This is a genomic window from Sphingobium sp. CR2-8, assembly GCF_035818615.1.
Classification (GTDB): domain Bacteria; phylum Pseudomonadota; class Alphaproteobacteria; order Sphingomonadales; family Sphingomonadaceae; genus Sphingobium.
The window spans coordinates 1,130,678-1,146,594 of sequence record NZ_JAYKZY010000002.1; the positions used below are offsets into that span (position 1 = coordinate 1,130,678).

The following is a 15,917-nucleotide window of genomic DNA, read 5'->3' on the forward strand; positions in this document are numbered from 1 at the left end:
CCCGGCCTTCGCTGGGGTGGAACATGAAGGATAGAGGCGGTCAATGAGCATCCTCATTAACAAAAATACCAAGGTCATCACCCAGGGCATGACCGGTGCCACCGGCACCTTCCACACCGAACAGGCGCTGGCCTATGGCAGCCAGATGGTCGGCGGCGTGACGCCGGGCAAGGGCGGCCAGACCCATATCGGCCTGCCCATGTTCGACACGGTCGCGGAAGCCAAGTCGAAGACCGGCGCCGACGCTTCGGTCATCTACGTGCCGCCGCCATTCGCGGCCGATTCGATCCTGGAAGCGATCGACGCGGAAATCCCGCTGATCGTCGCCATCACCGAAGGCATCCCCGTCCTGGACATGGTCCGCGTGAAGCGCGCCCTGTCGGGCAGCAAGTCGCGCCTGATCGGCCCGAACTGCCCCGGCGTCCTGACGCCCGGCGAGTGCAAGATCGGCATCATGCCCGGCTCCATCTTCTCCAAGGGCAGCGTCGGCGTCGTGTCGCGTTCGGGCACGCTGACCTATGAAGCCGTGTTCCAGACCACCAATGCGGGCCTGGGCCAGACGACGGCTGTCGGCATCGGCGGCGATCCGGTCAACGGCACCAACTTCATCGACGTGCTGGAACTGTTCCTGGCCGACGACGCGACCGAATTGATCATCATGATCGGTGAAATCGGCGGCGACGCGGAAGAACAGGCGGCCCAGTTCCTGATCGACGAAGCCAAGCGTGGCCGCAAGAAGCCGATGGCCGGCTTCATCGCGGGCCGCACGGCGCCTCCGGGCCGTCGCATGGGCCATGCCGGCGCGATCGTGTCGGGCGGCAAGGGCGACGCGGAAAGCAAGATCGCGGCGATGGAGGCGGCCGGCATCAAGGTCGCCGCCAGCCCGTCCGAGCTTGGCTCGACGCTGGTCGAGGTGCTGAAGGGCTAATCAGCCCCTATATACGGGCGGCCGGGCTGCACCCCGGCCGCTATTTTCCCGCTCCGCGACTGCACGCGGCTGGGATGGGACGAGAAATGGGTTACGAGAACCAGGAATTCGAAGTCGAGCGCGGGCCAAGCTGGCAGCGCGACAACTGGCCGCTGAACGACACCGACGATCTGACCGGGGCGCTTGACCCCACGCAGATGCAGGTGGCCGTGAAGGCCGCCGCCAAGTCGGCGGGCAAGCCCGTGTCGGACAGCGACGCCGTCGCCGCGGCAGACGACGCCATTCGCGCACAACTGCTGATCCGCACCTATCGGGTGCGCGGGCATCTGGCCGCCGACCTCGATCCGCTGGGCCTGGCCAAGCGTGACCTGCCGGCCGACCTCACCCCGGAATATCATGGCCTGACCGACCCGGCGAAGAAGATCTATCTGGGCGGCACGCTGGGCCTGCAATATGCGACAGTGGCGGAGATCGTTGCGATCCTGCGCGCCAATTATTGCGGCCATGTGGGCCTGGAATATATGCACATCGCCGATGTCGAGGAGCGCCGCTTCCTCCAGGAGAGACTGGAAGGCAAGGACAAGGAAATCATCTTCACGCCCGAGGGCAAGAAGGCGATCCTGGCCAAGGTCATCCAGGGCGAGCAATATGAGAAGTTCCTGGGCCGCAAATATGTCGGCACCAAGCGCTTCGGCCTGGACGGTGGCGAATCGATGATCCCGGCGCTTGAAGCCGTCATCAAATATGGCGGTTCGGCCGGCGTGCGCGAAATCGTGTTCGGCATGGCCCATCGCGGCCGCCTGAACGTGTTGGCCAATGTGATGGCCAAGGGCTTCCGCGTCATCTTCCACGAATTTTCGGGCGGCACCGCCAATCCCGAAGATGTCGGCGGTTCGGGCGACGTCAAATATCATCTGGGCACATCGACCGATCGCGAGTTCGACGGCGTCAAGGTCCATATGTCGCTGGTCCCCAACCCCTCGCATCTCGAAACCGTCGATCCGGTGGTGCTGGGCAAGGTCCGCGCGCAGCAGACCTTCCGTGACGACCTGGGCAAGCATGAGCAGGTTCTGCCCGTGCTGATCCACGGCGACGCGGCCTTCGCGGGCCAGGGTATCGTCTGGGAATGCCTCGGCTTTTCGGGTGTGCATGGCTATAATACCGGCGGCTGCGTCCACTTCATCATCAACAACCAGATCGGCTTCACCACCAGCCCGCAATTTTCGCGCGGCTCGCCCTATCCGTCCGACGTGGCGAAGGGCGTCCAGGCGCCGATCCTGCACGTTAATGGCGACGATCCCGAAGCCGTGACCTTCGTGTGCAAGCTGGCGATGGAATATCGCCAGACCTTCCATCGCGATATCGTGATCGACATGTGGTGCTATCGCCGCTTCGGTCATAACGAAGGCGACGAGCCGGGCTTCACCCAGCCGCTGATGTACAAGGAAATCCGCCAGCATCCGCCGGTCAGCGACGTCTATGCGGCGCGCCTCAAGGCCGAAGGCGTGGTGGACGACGCGTTCATCGCCGAATCGACCGACGGCTTCGTCGCCCATCTGGAAGACGAGTTCGAGGCGTCGAAGAGCTACAAATCGAACAAGGCCGATTGGTTCGCCGGTCGCTGGTCCGGCCTGCACAAGCCCGCCGATTACGAGACGGCGCGCCAGAGCGTGGAGTCCGCGATCAGCAACAAGCTGTTCGACAGCCTGGGCAAGACGCTGACCACCGTTCCCGAAGGCCTCAACGTCCATAAGACGCTGAAGCGCGTGATCGACGCCAAGGCGGAGATGTTCAAGAGCGGCGCGAACTTCGACTGGGCGACCGGCGAAGCGCTGGCGTTCGGATCGCTGCTGTCGGAAGGCTATGGCGTCCGTCTCTCGGGTCAGGACTCCGGGCGCGGCACGTTCAGCCAGCGTCACGCCGTCTGGACCGATCAGGACAGCGAAAACAAATATGTCCCGCTCTCAACCGTGCCGCATGGCCGGTTCGAGGTGCTCGACAGCCCGCTGTCCGAATATGGCGTGCTGGGCTTCGAATATGGCTATGCCCTGGCGGACCCCAAGAGCCTGGTCATCTGGGAAGCGCAGTTCGGCGACTTCGCCAACGGCGCGCAGATCATCTTCGACCAGTATATCGCATCGTCGGAAACCAAGTGGCTGCGCTCCAACGGCCTGGTCTGCCTGTTGCCGCACGGCTATGAAGGGCAGGGTCCGGAACATAGTTCGGCGCGTCTCGAACGCTTCCTGCAACTGTGCGCGGAAGGCAATATCCAGGTCGCGAACATCACGACCCCGGCCAATTACTTCCACGCGCTGCGTCGCCAGATGCTGCGGCCCTTCCGCAAGCCGCTCATCATCATGGCGCCCAAGTCGCTGCTGCGGCACAAGGGTGCGGTCAGCAAGGCCGAGGATTTCCTGGGCGAAACCCAGTTCAAGCGCATCCTGTCGGACCCCAACGGGGCCGTCGACAAGGACACCAAGCGCCTGATCCTGTGTTCGGGCAAGGTGTTCTACGACCTGATGGACGCCCGCGATGCCGCTGGCGACACCGACGTGCAGATCGTCCGCATGGAACAGATCTATCCGTTTGCGACCGACGCCCTGGCCGATCGCATCACGCGCATGACCAGCCTGGACGATGTCGTCTGGTGTCAGGAAGAACCGCGCAACAATGGCGCGTGGTTCTTTGTTGAACCCTATATCGAAGAAGCCCTGGCAAAGGCTGGCAAGGCGCCGATGCGCGCCCGCTACGCCGGTCGCAAGGCGTCCGCCTCGCCCGCTACGGGTCTGGCGTCGCGCCATGTGTCCGAACAGGGCGCTCTTGTCGCCGATGCGCTGGGTCACAGCGTCCGTGAAGAAATCCGTCGCCAGAAGAAAGGCTGATCAAGCTCATGGCTACCGAAGTCAAAGTCCCAACGCTGGGCGAATCCGTTACCGAAGCAACCGTGGGCCAGTGGCTCAAGAAGCCGGGTGAGGCCGTCAAGGTCGATGAACCCATCGTGTCGCTGGAAACCGACAAGGTCGCGGTCGACGTGCCCTCGACCGTCGCCGGTGTCATGGGCGACATCATCGCCAAGGAAGGCGACACGGTCGAGGTCGGCGCGCTGCTGGCCTATGTGAACGAAGGCGGTTCCGCCGCCGCGTCGCCCGCGCCCGCCGCTGCTGCGGCGCCCGCTGCCAAGGCGGAGTCCGCCGCGCCTGCGCCCGCCGCGTCCGCACCGGCGCCTGCCGCTTCGGATGACGAAGAGGGCGGCAACCTCACCCTGTCACCCGCGGTTCGCCGTCTGGTGCTGGAACATGGCCTGGACCCCAGCAAGATCAAGGGCACCGGCAAGGACGGTCGCCTGACCAAGGACGACGTCACCGCCGCCGCCGCTGCCGGCACGGCCAAGGCTGCCGCCGGTGCCGCAGCCGCCGCGCCTGCTGCCGACGCCCCGGTCGCTTCCGGCCCCAGCCGCAAGCAGGAACGCGTCAAGATGACCCGCCTGCGCCAGACCGTCGCCAAGCGTCTGAAGGAAGCGCAGAACACCGCCGCGCTGCTGACGACCTATAACGACGTCGACATGACCAACATCATCGAGGCGCGTGCGAAATATAAGGATCTGTTCGAGAAGAAGCATGGCGTCCGTCTGGGCTTCATGGGCTTCTTCACCAAGGCCGTCTGCATGGCGCTGCGCGACATTCCGGGCGTGAACGCACAGATCGAAGGCGACGAGATCGTCTATAACGACTTCTGCGATATCTCCGTCGCCGTGTCGGCGCCCACGGGGCTGGTCGTGCCGGTCATCCGCAACGCGGAATCCTTAAGCGTCGCGGACATCGAAAAGACCATCGGCGGCTTCGGCAAGAAGGCCAAGGAAGGCAAGCTGACGATGGAAGATATGAAGGGCGGCACCTTCACCATCTCCAACGGCGGCGTGTTCGGTTCGCTGCTGTCCAGCCCGATCATCAACCCGCCCCAGTCGGCGGTTCTGGGCCTCCACCGCATCGAGGAACGCCCGGTCGTCCGCAACGGCCAGATCGTGGCCCGCCCGATGATGTATCTGGCGTTGAGCTACGACCATCGCATGGTCGACGGTCGCGAAGCGGTGACCTTCCTCGTCGCGGTGAAGAATGCGATCGAAGATCCTACCCGTCTGCTGATTGACCTGTAAGATCCGTCCCCGTTCGGGCTGAGCCTGTCTAAGCCCCGTCCTTTCTGGTTCTGAATGGACAAAAGAAGAAGTAATGCCCTTCGACAGGCTCAGGGCGAACGGAGATTATCATGGCTGATTTCGACTACGACGTTCTGGTGATCGGTTCCGGTCCCGGTGGCTATGTCGCCGCGATCCGTGCCGCGCAGCTGGGTCTCAAGACCGCCTGCGCCGAAAGCCGCGAGACGCTGGGCGGCACCTGCCTCAACGTCGGCTGCATCCCGTCCAAGGCGCTGTTGCACGCGTCCGAACTGTTCGACGAAGCCGCCAATGGCACGCTCGCCAAGCTGGGCGTGAAGATCGACAAGATGAGCCTGGACCTGCCCACCATGCAGGGCCAGCGCGTCGACGCGGTCAAGGGCCTGACCGGCGGCATCGAATTTCTGTTCAAGAAGAACAAGGTGACCTGGCTCAAGGGCCTCGCGACCTTCACCGGCGCCAACACCGTCGAGATCAACGGCGAGAAGGTGACGGCGAAGAACATCGTCATCGCGACTGGTTCGTCGGTCACGCCACTGCCCGGCGTCGCGGTCGACAATGCCGGTGGCAAGATCGTGGACTCCACCGGCGCGCTGGAACTGGACAAGTTGCCGGGTCATCTGGTCGTCGTCGGCGGCGGCGTGATCGGCCTGGAACTGGGTTCGGTCTGGAAGCGCCTGGGCGCCAAGGTCACGGTGGTCGAATATCTCGACCAGATCCTGCCCGGCATGGACGGCGAAGTCCGCAAGGAAGCCAACAAGATCTTCAAGAAGCAGGGCTTCGAATATCGCCTGGGCACCAAGGTGACGGGCGCGGAAGCGGGCAAGAAGGGCGTGACCCTGACCGTCGAACCGGCCGCCGGTGGCGACGCGGAAAAGATCGAGGCGGACGTGGTCCTCGTATCGATCGGCCGCCGTCCCAACACCGAAGGCCTCGGCCTCGACAAGATCGGCCTGGAACTCAACCCGCGCGGCCAGATCGAAACCGATCATGACTTCGCGACCAAGGTGCCCGGCGTCTGGGCGATCGGCGACGTCATCCCCGGCCCGATGCTGGCGCACAAGGCCGAGGACGAAGGCATTGCCGTCGCGGAAAATATCGCGGGCCTGACCGGCATCGTGAACCATGCCGTCATCCCCTCGGTGGTCTACACCAAGCCGGAGATCGCGGGCGTGGGTCTGACCGAGGAAGCCGCCAAGGAAAAGGGGGCGATCAAGGTCGGCAAGTTCCCGATGATGGCCAACAGTCGCGCCAAGACCAATCACGAGCCGGAAGGCTTCGTGAAGATCATCGCCGATGCCGACACCGACAAGGTGCTGGGCGTGTGGATCATCGCAACGCCCGCTGGCACGATGATCGCGCAGGCCGCGCAGGCCATGGAGTTCGGCGCGTCGAGCGAAGACATCGCCTACACCTGCCACGCGCACCCCACGCACAGCGAAGCGATCAAGGAAGCGGCGATGGCCGTGCAGGGCAAGCCGATCCATATGTAATCGGTTCGCGCATCGCGAATTTAGGAAAGGGGCCTCCGCAGTGCGGGGGCCTTTTTTCCCTGGGGTGAGTGCTTGATCGCCGGTAGCCATCGAAGCGAACACTCAGCATCCGTTCGGCTGAGCCTGTCGAAGCCTCTTATACCAAGTTGCATGGATAGGAATCTATAATCAGTTGTTCCCCGGCGTAGTCCGGGTCCAGTCCCGCGCTCAGACCTGGACCCCGGCCTGCGCCGGGGAACTGCCTTATGGATCAGCATCATCGCATTATAGTGTTAAACCCAGTCCTGCCGGAACCGGTCGATCTGATGCATCCGGTCATGCAGGATCGTCACGATCCCGACGGCACCGTCCGACAAGATACGCCAATAGATGTAATGGCGTTCATACCGGCAATAGAAGCCATCGACGCCCAATTCCGCAGGGATGTCTCGCCAGACGCAACGTCGAGCAGCGATATCCTCAAACTGCGTGAAAAGGCCGCGAACATATTGTTCGGCCTGATCCTGACCCCAGCGTTCGCGCGTATACCGAAAAATGGCGTCGATCCGCCGTCCCGCAGCCTGCTGCACGCGATAGGTAGCCATAGGCTTAACTGCGGGCGTTGCGGGCGATGATCATACTGGCGTCGAGCGATTGATAGCTACTCTCCGGGGCGGCAAATGCCTGGGTGAGTTCCGCCTTGAGATGCGCAAGGCGCTGACTTTCCACCTGCGCCTTGTCCCGGCGAATGAGGTCGCGAATATATTCGCTGACATTTTCATAGGCGCCATCATCGCCGACATTAGCGGCTACAAAATCACTCAGTGCGCCGCTGACGCGCACGTTCAAGGTCATGAGCTTGGACATGATGTTACCTTTCCGTCCACAAGATATGGAATATTCAGGACGGTAGCAAGGTTCGCAAGCGCAGCCGGAGCATTTTCAAAGCAGATGGCATCACCTGACTCTAAGGGGCTATGCGGAAAACAAAAGACAAGGAGAGCATGCCGTCGCGGGCACTTTATGGCGGCCCGCCATCCTCACCCTCATCCGACCGCGTCGGCGCGATCCTGGGCGGTGGCGCGTCGGACGGCGCCGCAGGCTGATCCACCGGCAAGCGTATCTGCCCGCCACCGATATTCACCGTCATCCCGCCTTCATCCACGCCCAGCCCGACATTGCCGATGCCGGTTTCCACCGTAATATTGGCGATGGCGTTGACCAGGTCGGCGTCCTGCGTCTCTTCGGGCGCATCCTCGACAGGTTCGTTGATCGCGCCGCTCATGAAATTGCGCCAGATGCGCGCGGGCACGCCGCCGCCCGCCGCGCCGCCGGGCAGGGGGCTATTGTCGTCATTGCCGATCCACACCGCCGTTACCAGCCCCCCTGCATAGCCCACGAAAATCGCGTCGCGGCTGTCCTGCGTCGTCCCCGTCTTGCCGAAGGTGCTGGTCCGCAAAGCCGCCGCGCTGCCGGTGCCGCGATTGGCGGCGGAGGACAGCAGGTCGCGGATCATTTCCAACTGGGCGTCGCTGAAATGGCGCTGACGCTGCATCAGCTTCTCGAACCAGCCTTGTTCTTCGGGCGGCAGGCCATGGGCGACGACCGGATAGGCCCCGGCCGCAACCGCCGCATAGGCTTCGGCCAGTTCGACCAGCGGAATTTCCGACGTGCCGAGCGCCAGGCTCAGATCCTCGGTCAGCGGCGCGGTGATGCCCAGGTCGCGGGCGACCTTGATGACATTGTCGACGCCGACCTTCTGGGTCAGGCGGATGGCCGCGACATTGCTCGACGCGGCAAAGGCCTGGCGCAGGGTGATGCGGCCGCGATATTTGCCGCTATGATTGGCCGGGCGATAGCTGCCGGTGGTGATCGGGGTATCGTCCACCATATCGTCTGGCGTCATGCCTTCGCGGAAGGCGGCGAGATAGACGAACAGCTTGAACGTCGATCCGGGCTGGCGCCTGGCCTGCACCGCCCGGTTGAAGCTGCTCTTGCCGTAATCCTTGCCGCCCACCATCGCGACGACGCTGCCATCGGGCTTCATCGCTACCAGAGCGGCCTGCGCTGCCCCCAGCGGGGCGCGCCGGATGGCGGCTTCGGCCAGCCGCTGGATACGCCAGTCGAGCGTGGTGGCGATCTTCTGCTCGCCATAGACCGCCCCGGCCCGGTCGCGCGCCAGCGGCAGCACCCAGTCGGCGAAATAGGTGCCGGTGGTGGCGTCGGGCGTGTCATGCACGTTCAGGCGGGCGGGGGCAGGGCGTTGCGTTCCGCCTGACTGATATAGCCTGCATCGACCATCGCCTGCGTCACCAATGCGGCGCGGGTGCGCGCGCCTTTCAGGTTGCTGGTGGGGGCCAGGCGAGAGGGGGCCTTCAAAAGCCCCGCCAGCATTGCGGCCTGCGGGATCGTCAGCCGCTCGGGCGACCGGTTGAAATAATGCAGCGCCGCCGCGCGCAGGCCGTACACATTGTCGCCGAAATAGACGTTGGACAGATAGCGTTCCATGATCTGGTCCTTGGTCAGCCACGCTTCCAGCCAGAGCGCGATCAGCGCCTCGCGCGCCTTGCGACCGAAAGTGCGGTCGCTCGACAGGAACACGCCTTTCGCCAGCTGCTGCGTGATCGTGCTGCCGCCCTGCGACGATCCGTCGGACCAGAGATTATGCCACATGGCGCGCGCGACCCCGCGCGGGTCCACGCCCCAATGGCTCTGGAATCGCCGATCCTCGATCGCCATGAAGGCCTGGGGCACATGGGCGGGCAGTTCCGCCATCGTCACCGGCTTGTCGATCACCGCGCCGCGCCGTGCGATCAGATGGCCGTCCGCCGACGTCAGGCTGATGCTGGGCGGCGCGATCGGCTTGAGCGATCGGGAGAGCGGCGCCGTGACCGCCAGCCAGGCGACCAGGATCATCAGGATCGCAAGGCCCGCCGCGATCACCCAGCCGCCGACCTGCAACCGGCGACGCCAAGGCGTGGGCGGCGCAAAGGCGCTGGGCGGACCCGCGCCGAATGCGCGCGGGGGCGCGGCGGGGTCGACGCCTTTGGGGTCGATAGGAGCGGAATCGGGCATCTCTTGCGTCATACTGTGTTGTTCAAGTCATACAGTCAAGCCTGTCCCGTGGCGGGACAGGCGGGAATTAGCCGTAATATGGACTGGTCCATATGGTAAATTTTGCGTTAACCAGTCGCCATGCGAAACCGACCCCTCGTCCTTACCTCCGAATCGGCCCGCCATCCCTTCCGCCAGCGGCTGCCCGCCCATGTGCTGCGCGTCGTGGAAGACGCGCCCGGGCGTCGGAAGCGCCTGAGCGACGACGACAGCGACTGGAAGCTGTTCGGCCTCAGTTTCGCGGCCTTCTTCACCGCTTTCTACAGCTTCATATTCTGACGCTTCGCCCCTGCGGGGGTGGACGCGGGTCAGTGGCAAATCGGGCCGTCGCACGCCTTGTGCAGTTTCCAGGCCATCGCTGCGCAGGGTAGCGACAGGAAGGCAACCAGCAGCAACTGCATCACCACAGTGACGCCCGCGAGGCTGAGGCCGATGGCGCAGAGCGACCCGATCACCATCGCGCCTGAATTGACGATATTATTGGCCGCCACCGTCCGCGCCGCCTCGCACTTTTCGACCGTCGTGGTCAGGAAGGCATAGAGCGGCACGACGAACATGCCGCCGAACGTCGCGACGCCCAGCAGGCAGAGCGACAGGGGAATGGCGAGCGGATGGGCGAGGAAGCCCGCCAGCGAGAGCATCTGCCCCTCAGGCGCGGGCGTCCACAGGTCGCAAACGATGTGGAAAGCGACGATGCACAGCCCCATTCCGATCACCGATGCGGGGGCATATTTGGCCGACACATGGCCCTGCAACAGCCGGTTGATGGCGATCGAACCAATGGCGATGCCGATCGAGAAGATCGCCAGGAACAGGCTGGCGACCGGCTTGTCGGCCGTCAGCACATTTTTCACCAGCGGTGGGAACTGGATGAACAGGATGGAGCCGACCGCCCAGAACAGGCTGATCGACATGATCGCCAGAAAGAGTTGGCGGATATGCATGGTGCCGCGCACCAGCGCGATCGACGAGCGGATGATGTGGAAGTCGATCGCCTGCTCGGCAAGCAGGGAAGGGGCAGGCGGCACCTTGCGCCCGGCGACATAGCCGATCAGCGCGGTGATGACGATGCCGACCGCGGCGGCCTCCACCGGGATGATGCCGGCCAGGATCGTGCCTGCCAGGATCGCGATATAGGTGCCCGCTTCCACCAGGCCGGTGCCGCCCAGCACTTCATCGTCGTGCAGATGCTGGGGCAGGATCGCATATTTGATCGGGCCGAAGAAGGTCGAATGGATGCCCATCGCAAACAGCGCGACCAGCAGCAGGGGGATCGCCAGCGTGTGGACCGCAATGCCGCTCCAGATCAGGCCCAGGCCCACCGCGCCCACGCTCATGATGACGATTTCGGCCGCCTTCACCCAGCGGATGATGGTCGCCTTGTCGCGCTGGTCGGCCAACTGGCCCGACACGGCGGACAGCAGGAAAAAGGGCAGGATGAACAGCCCCGTCGCCAGCGCGCTGAACCAGGTTTCGGATTTTTCGTCGTTATACACCTGGTAGACGACGAACAGCACCATCGCGTTCTTGAACAGATTGTCGTTAAACGCACCGAGCAGCTGAGTGATGAAAAGCGGCAGAAAACGGCGCTTGTTCAAGAGCCTGAGAGAGGCTTGCATGGATAGGGGCGTCTTCTTTTCCGTGAGCGACCGGGGCGGGGTCTAGCCGGTGGCGCCGTCCATGTCCAATGGGTTGGACGCGATGGCACAGCTTTGCTTGTATGGCGGCGCGGACTGTGGCAGTTCGCGGCCATGCTGACGCTGCCCAATTTGCTGACGCTTTCGCGTATTGTCACCGTTCCGCTGCTCGTGGCGCTGTTGTGGCCTGCGGAGCTTGGCGCACGCTGGACCACCGGCTACACGCTAGCCTTCGCGCTCTATTGCCTGATGGGCGTCACCGATTATTTCGACGGCTATCTGGCCCGAGCGCAGGGCACCGTGTCGAAACTGGGCGTGTTCCTGGACCCCATTGCCGACAAGATCATGGTCGGCGCGGTCATCCTGATGCTGGCCGCCACCCGCGACATAGCGGGCATCCATATCGCCGCCGCGATGATCATCCTGCTGCGCGAAATCGCGGTGTCGGGCCTGCGGGAATTTCTGGCCGGGGTTCAGGTATCGGTGCCGGTGTCGCGCCTCGCCAAGTGGAAGACGACGTTTCAGATCATCGCGCTGGGCGCGCTGATCCTGGCCGGGGCGGTGCCGCAATTCCCCTTCGTCCAGGCGGTGGGCATCTTCACCCTATGGGCCGCCGCGATCCTGACGCTGGTGACGGGCTGGGATTATCTGCGCGTCGGCCTGAAGCATATGGACTGATCGTGGCGTTGCTTACGATCGTCTATTTCGCCTGGGTCCGCGAAGCCGTGGGCCGGGACGAGGAGCAGGTGAAGCGGCCCGCGCCCGACGCGACCCTGGTCGATATGATCGCCACGCTGGCGGCGCGGGGCGGCGGCTATGCGCAGGCGCTCGGCGATCCGACCCGGTTGCGCGCCGCCATCGACCAGCGTTTCGCCCCGCTCGACAGCCCGATCGGCGACGCGCGCGAAATCGCCATCTTCCCCCGGTCACCGGCGGATGAAACGGGTCGCGATCCAGGCGGAGGATTTCGATGTCGGCGCCGAACTGGCCGCGCTGGAGGCGCTGGGGGGCGGCGGCATCGCCAGCTTCACCGGCGTGGTGCGCGGCGAGGACGGCCTGATCGCGCTGGAACTGGAACATTATCCCGCCATGACGCAGGCGCAGGTCGACCGGATCGTGGACGAAGCGGTCGCCCGCTGGCCGCTGCTGGGCGTCAGCGTCATCCATCGCTTCGGCCGGCTGGAACCGGGCGCACGGATCGTCTTTGTGGGCACGGCGTCGCGCCATCGCGCCGCGGCGCTGGAAAGCTGCGCCTTCCTGATCGACTGGATGAAGTCCGACGCCCCCTTCTGGAAGAAGGCGCATTTCGGCGACGGCGCGACCCAGTGGGTCGCCGCCCGCGCGGAGGATGAGGCGAAGGCGAAGGGGTGGGGTCGCTAGGCCGCTTCGGGCAGCCGACAATTCAAGGCCGCCGCATCGCGCAATATCCCCGACAGCAGGTGGAATTCCTTCTCGCGCGGGCTGTTGCGCCGCCACACCAGCGCGATGTCGCGCGAGGACCGGTCCGATTCGATCGGCCGGGCGGTGATCTTCGTATGCTCCAATATGCCGCTGGCGATCGCCATTTCCGGGATCATCGTCACGCCCAGCCCATTATCCACCATCTGGATCAGCGTATGCAGCGACGTGCCCATCATCGTCGTGCTGGCGCGCAGGTCGGGGCGGTTGCACGCGGCCAGCGCATGGTCCTTCAGGCAATGGCCGTCCTCCAGCAGCAGCAGCTTGCTCTCGTCGATCATGCCCGGCTCGATCCAGTCGGGCGGATTGGTCGGCTCGTCCTGCGGGAAGGCGACATAGAGCCGGTCCTGGAACAGGATTTCGCTGTCCATGTCGCCCATGGCGAAGGGCAGGGCGAGCAGCACGCAATCGACATTGCCATGGCGCAGCGATTCGATCGCCGCCTGGCTGGTCTCCTCGCGCAGATAGAGTTTGAGTTCCGGGCGCTCGGCGCGCAGCCGGGGCAGCAGGCGCGGCAGCAGGAAAGGCGCGATGGTGGGGATCACGCTCATCCGCAATTCGCCGCTCAGCGGCTTGCCGGACGCCTGCGCGATCGCGGACAATTCCTCCGCCTCGCGCAGCACCCGATGCGCCTTTTCCACGATGCGGTCGCCAAGCGCCGTGAATCGCACCACGCGCCGCGTCCGCTCCACCAGCGTGACGCCGATCAGCGATTCCAGCTCACGCAGCCCCGCCGACAGGGTCGACTGGGTCACGAAACAACTGTCGGCCGCCTTGCCGAAATGCCCCTGCTCCTTCAGCGCAACCAGATATTGCAGCTGTTTCAACGTCGGCAGATAGCTGGACATTCATCGGCTCCATCGATCAGACAGCCGAATATAAGAGGCTCAGCCGATATATCCAAGCCATTTGACCACGCCGAACAGCGATGTCAGCGTCAGGATCACGCCGACCGCGGAAAACAGGATGCGCGGCGCGACATGGCGCGCCAGCATCGCGCCGAACGGCGCGGCCACCACGCCGCCGATCAACAGGCCCAGCGTATAGGTGGTAAAGGCTTCCCAACCCAGATGGATGAGGAAGGTCAGGCTGATCGACAGGGTCAGGATGAACTCGACCGTGTTGACCGTGCCGATGGTGTGGCGCGGGCTGGACCCCTGGATCAGCAGGTTGGATGTCACCACCGGTCCCCATCCGCCGCCGCCGGTCGCGTCCATGAACCCGCCGACCAGGCCCAGCGGCGCAACCCATTTGGGATCGCGCGGCTTAGGGGGCAGATGCATGCCGCGCCAGATCAGGTAGAAGCCGATGGAGGCGAGATAGACCTGGATGAAGGGCTTGATGACGGCGCTGTCGATGTTGGACAGCAGATAGGCGCCGGTCACGCCGCCGATGACGCCGGGAATGATGAGCCGGGAAAACAGCTTCCAGTCGACGTTGCGGTGCAGGATATGGCTGATCGCCGACACGCCGGTGGTAAAGGTTTCGGCGACATGCACGCTGGCCGACGCGCGACTGGGCGGCACGCCCATCGTCAGCAACAGGGTGCTGGAAATCACGCCATAGGCCATGCCCAGCGCGCCATCGATCACTTGCGCGCCGAACCCCACCAGGATGAAAGGCCAGATGTCGCCGAAATTGGCGACCAACATATCGATCATCCGCTACCCTTCATGCGCTTTGTCTACTCCCATGATTGGAATATCCTGAACGGCCAAGCAAGTTTCTATTTGTTGCGCCAAAGGGCGGATGTGCTCGCCATCTGGAAATGGGCTGGCCTTTCCCTTATATGCGTTGCTCATAACAACGATTGCAACGATCAGGGACGTCCGCATGGTCCGCAGCCTCATTGCCTATCTGGATTCGGTCAAGAGCCGCGACCCCGCGCCCCGGTCCCGTGCGGAAATCCTGCTCTATCCCGGCGTCTGGTCGCTGGCCTTCCACCGGATCGCCCATCGTCTCTACCGCGCCCGGCTGTTCTTCCTGGCCCGGGCCGTCAATCATTTCTCCCGCTTCCTGACGGGCAACGACATTCATCCCGGCGCCCGGATCGGAAAGCGCTTCTTCATCGATCATGGCTTCACCGTGATCGGGGAGACGGCACAGATCGGCGACGACGTCACCCTGTATCAGAATGTCACGCTGGGCGGGACCGACCCGGCCAATGGCATAGCGGGCAAGCGGCATCCCACGCTCCATGACGGCGTCATCGTGGGATCGGGCGCACAGGTGCTCGGCCCGGTCACCGTCGGCGCGCGGGCGCGGGTCGGCGCCAACGCGGTGGTCACGAAGGACGTGGCGGAAGGGGCGACCATGGTCGGCATTCCGGCGCGCCCGATGATGATCGACGTGACCGCCTACCAACGCGACTTCATGCCCTATGGCACACCCTGTTCGGATTGTTTCGACCCGGAAAAGCAGAAGCTTGAAATGCTCCAGTGCGAAGTCGAACAATTGCACAAGCGTCTGGCCGAATTGCTGGCCGAGCGCGATGGCGGGACGAGCGACATACGGCTGTTCAAGGAGCATGGCCGGGCCTGATGAACAATGTGACGCCGTTTCCCCAAATCGGCCCCAATGCCGGACATCTGCCAAAGGGCGTGCAGGTCGGGTTCGACCGGCTCGAATTGCAACGGATCATGGATCTCTACGGGCGCATGGTGTCGGCGGGCCACTGGCGCGACTATGCGATGGACATGGGGCAGGAGGCCGCGATCTTCAGCGCCTTCCGCCGCGCCGCAGAGCGGCCCGAATATCGCATCGAAAAACGCCCCGCGCTGCGGCACCGCCAGGGCATGTGGGCGCTGGTCGGCGAAGGCGGCCAGATATTGAAGCGCGGCTTTGATCTACAAGGCGTATTGGCCCCGGTCGAACGCAAATTGCTGCGCATCGTCGAGGATTGAAGCGCAAGCTTTCCCATCATCGTCATGCCGGGCTTGACCCGGCATCCCGCTATCTTTCCTACACGGTCGGCACCTGATTTATTGCGTTACATGAACCGGTCCCGCTTTCGCTCGCATACCCACCTGTCTTCCATCCTCCAACAGGCGCGCCATCATGACCCAGGCGGCGCGTCCATGACGCGCACGTGTAGCGTCGCAATGACCCAAGTGGTGCGTCGCAGGCGCGTGGCTGTG

General features: G+C 64.1%; 14 protein-coding genes and 2 pseudogenes. 10 read left to right on the forward strand and 6 right to left on the reverse strand.

Annotated features, from left to right (window positions below):
- The first annotated feature begins 43 nt into the window (after nt 1–43).
- The 4 genes from sucD to lpdA all read left to right on the forward strand — a co-directional run bounded on the left by sucD (nt 44) and on the right by lpdA (nt 6,592).
- Nucleotides 44–928: a succinate--CoA ligase subunit alpha gene (gene sucD, locus U5A82_RS09435; RefSeq protein ID WP_326290381.1), complete on the forward strand. Its 885-nt coding sequence runs from the start codon at nt 44–46 to the stop codon at nt 926–928.
- An 86-nt stretch (nt 929–1,014) separates the two neighbouring features.
- Nucleotides 1,015–3,810 (forward strand): 2-oxoglutarate dehydrogenase E1 component, encoded by a 2,796-nt coding sequence (locus U5A82_RS09440; RefSeq protein ID WP_326290383.1) that lies wholly within the window; start codon nt 1,015–1,017, stop codon nt 3,808–3,810.
- 8 nt (nt 3,811–3,818) lie between these two features.
- Entirely contained in the window at nt 3,819–5,081 is a 1,263-nt protein-coding gene (gene odhB, locus U5A82_RS09445; RefSeq protein WP_326290385.1) for a 2-oxoglutarate dehydrogenase complex dihydrolipoyllysine-residue succinyltransferase, read from the forward strand.
- Nucleotides 5,082–5,191: 110 nt separating this feature from the next.
- Nucleotides 5,192–6,592 carry a dihydrolipoyl dehydrogenase gene (gene lpdA / locus U5A82_RS09450; RefSeq protein ID WP_326290387.1) on the forward strand — a complete coding sequence of 467 codons (1,401 nt, stop codon included), beginning with the start codon at nt 5,192–5,194 and terminating at the stop codon, nt 6,590–6,592.
- 272 nt (nt 6,593–6,864) lie between these two features.
- Here lpdA and U5A82_RS09455 read toward each other — a convergent pair whose 3' ends face one another.
- From U5A82_RS09455 to U5A82_RS09465, 3 genes and pseudogenes are all read right to left on the reverse strand, one after another.
- Complete coding sequence (locus tag U5A82_RS09455; RefSeq protein ID WP_326290388.1) at nt 6,865–7,176, reverse strand: type II toxin-antitoxin system RelE/ParE family toxin; 312 nt, start codon at nt 7,174–7,176, stop codon at nt 6,865–6,867.
- Between the two features lie 4 nt (nt 7,177–7,180).
- Complete coding sequence (locus U5A82_RS09460; RefSeq protein WP_326290389.1) at nt 7,181–7,438, reverse strand: ribbon-helix-helix domain-containing protein; 258 nt, start codon at nt 7,436–7,438, stop codon at nt 7,181–7,183.
- Between the two features lie 154 nt (nt 7,439–7,592).
- Nucleotides 7,593–9,646 (reverse strand): annotated as a pseudogene (locus U5A82_RS09465) (transglycosylase domain-containing protein).
- A 120-nt stretch (nt 9,647–9,766) separates the two neighbouring features.
- Between U5A82_RS09465 and U5A82_RS09470 the strand changes: the two are divergent.
- Entirely contained in the window at nt 9,767–9,964 is a 198-nt protein-coding gene (locus U5A82_RS09470; protein ID WP_326290391.1) for a hypothetical protein, read from the forward strand.
- A gap of 29 nt (nt 9,965–9,993) precedes the next feature.
- On the opposite strand, the gene U5A82_RS09475 is transcribed toward U5A82_RS09470, so the two are convergent.
- On the reverse strand, nt 9,994–11,304 hold the full coding sequence (locus tag U5A82_RS09475) for an MFS transporter (RefSeq protein WP_326290392.1): 1,311 nt from the start codon (nt 11,302–11,304) through the stop codon (nt 9,994–9,996).
- Nucleotides 11,305–11,436: 132 nt separating this feature from the next.
- Between U5A82_RS09475 and pgsA the strand changes: the two genes are divergently transcribed.
- From pgsA to U5A82_RS09490, 3 genes and pseudogenes are all read left to right on the forward strand, one after another.
- Nucleotides 11,437–12,000, forward strand: coding sequence for a CDP-diacylglycerol--glycerol-3-phosphate 3-phosphatidyltransferase (gene pgsA / locus U5A82_RS09480; RefSeq protein ID WP_326290394.1), 564 nt, complete (start codon nt 11,437–11,439; stop codon nt 11,998–12,000).
- 8 nt (nt 12,001–12,008) lie between these two features.
- Nucleotides 12,009–12,262: pseudogene (locus tag U5A82_RS09485) on the forward strand (MoaD/ThiS family protein).
- Nucleotides 12,259–12,702 carry a molybdenum cofactor biosynthesis protein MoaE gene (locus U5A82_RS09490; RefSeq protein WP_326290396.1) on the forward strand — a complete coding sequence of 148 codons (444 nt, stop codon included), beginning with the start codon at nt 12,259–12,261 and terminating at the stop codon, nt 12,700–12,702. The pseudogene U5A82_RS09485 and the gene U5A82_RS09490 overlap by 4 nt, the downstream one beginning before the upstream one ends.
- On the opposite strand, the gene U5A82_RS09495 is transcribed toward U5A82_RS09490, so the two are convergent.
- Together U5A82_RS09495 and U5A82_RS09500 are read right to left on the reverse strand one after the other, a co-directional pair.
- Complete coding sequence (locus tag U5A82_RS09495) at nt 12,699–13,628, reverse strand: hydrogen peroxide-inducible genes activator (RefSeq protein WP_326290398.1); 930 nt, start codon at nt 13,626–13,628, stop codon at nt 12,699–12,701. The genes U5A82_RS09490 and U5A82_RS09495 overlap by 4 nt on opposite strands.
- A gap of 39 nt (nt 13,629–13,667) precedes the next feature.
- Nucleotides 13,668–14,441 (reverse strand): sulfite exporter TauE/SafE family protein, encoded by a 774-nt coding sequence (locus tag U5A82_RS09500; RefSeq protein ID WP_326290400.1) that lies wholly within the window; start codon nt 14,439–14,441, stop codon nt 13,668–13,670.
- Between the two features lie 172 nt (nt 14,442–14,613).
- Between U5A82_RS09500 and epsC the strand changes: the two genes are divergently transcribed.
- Together epsC and U5A82_RS09510 are read left to right on the forward strand one after the other, a co-directional pair.
- On the forward strand, nt 14,614–15,321 hold the full coding sequence (gene epsC / locus U5A82_RS09505; protein WP_326290402.1) for a serine O-acetyltransferase EpsC: 708 nt from the start codon (nt 14,614–14,616) through the stop codon (nt 15,319–15,321).
- Nucleotides 15,321–15,683, forward strand: coding sequence for a DUF2794 domain-containing protein (locus tag U5A82_RS09510; RefSeq protein WP_326290404.1), 363 nt, complete (start codon nt 15,321–15,323; stop codon nt 15,681–15,683). The genes epsC and U5A82_RS09510 overlap by 1 nt, the downstream gene beginning before the upstream one ends.
- The last annotated feature ends 234 nt before the right edge of the window (nt 15,684–15,917 follow it).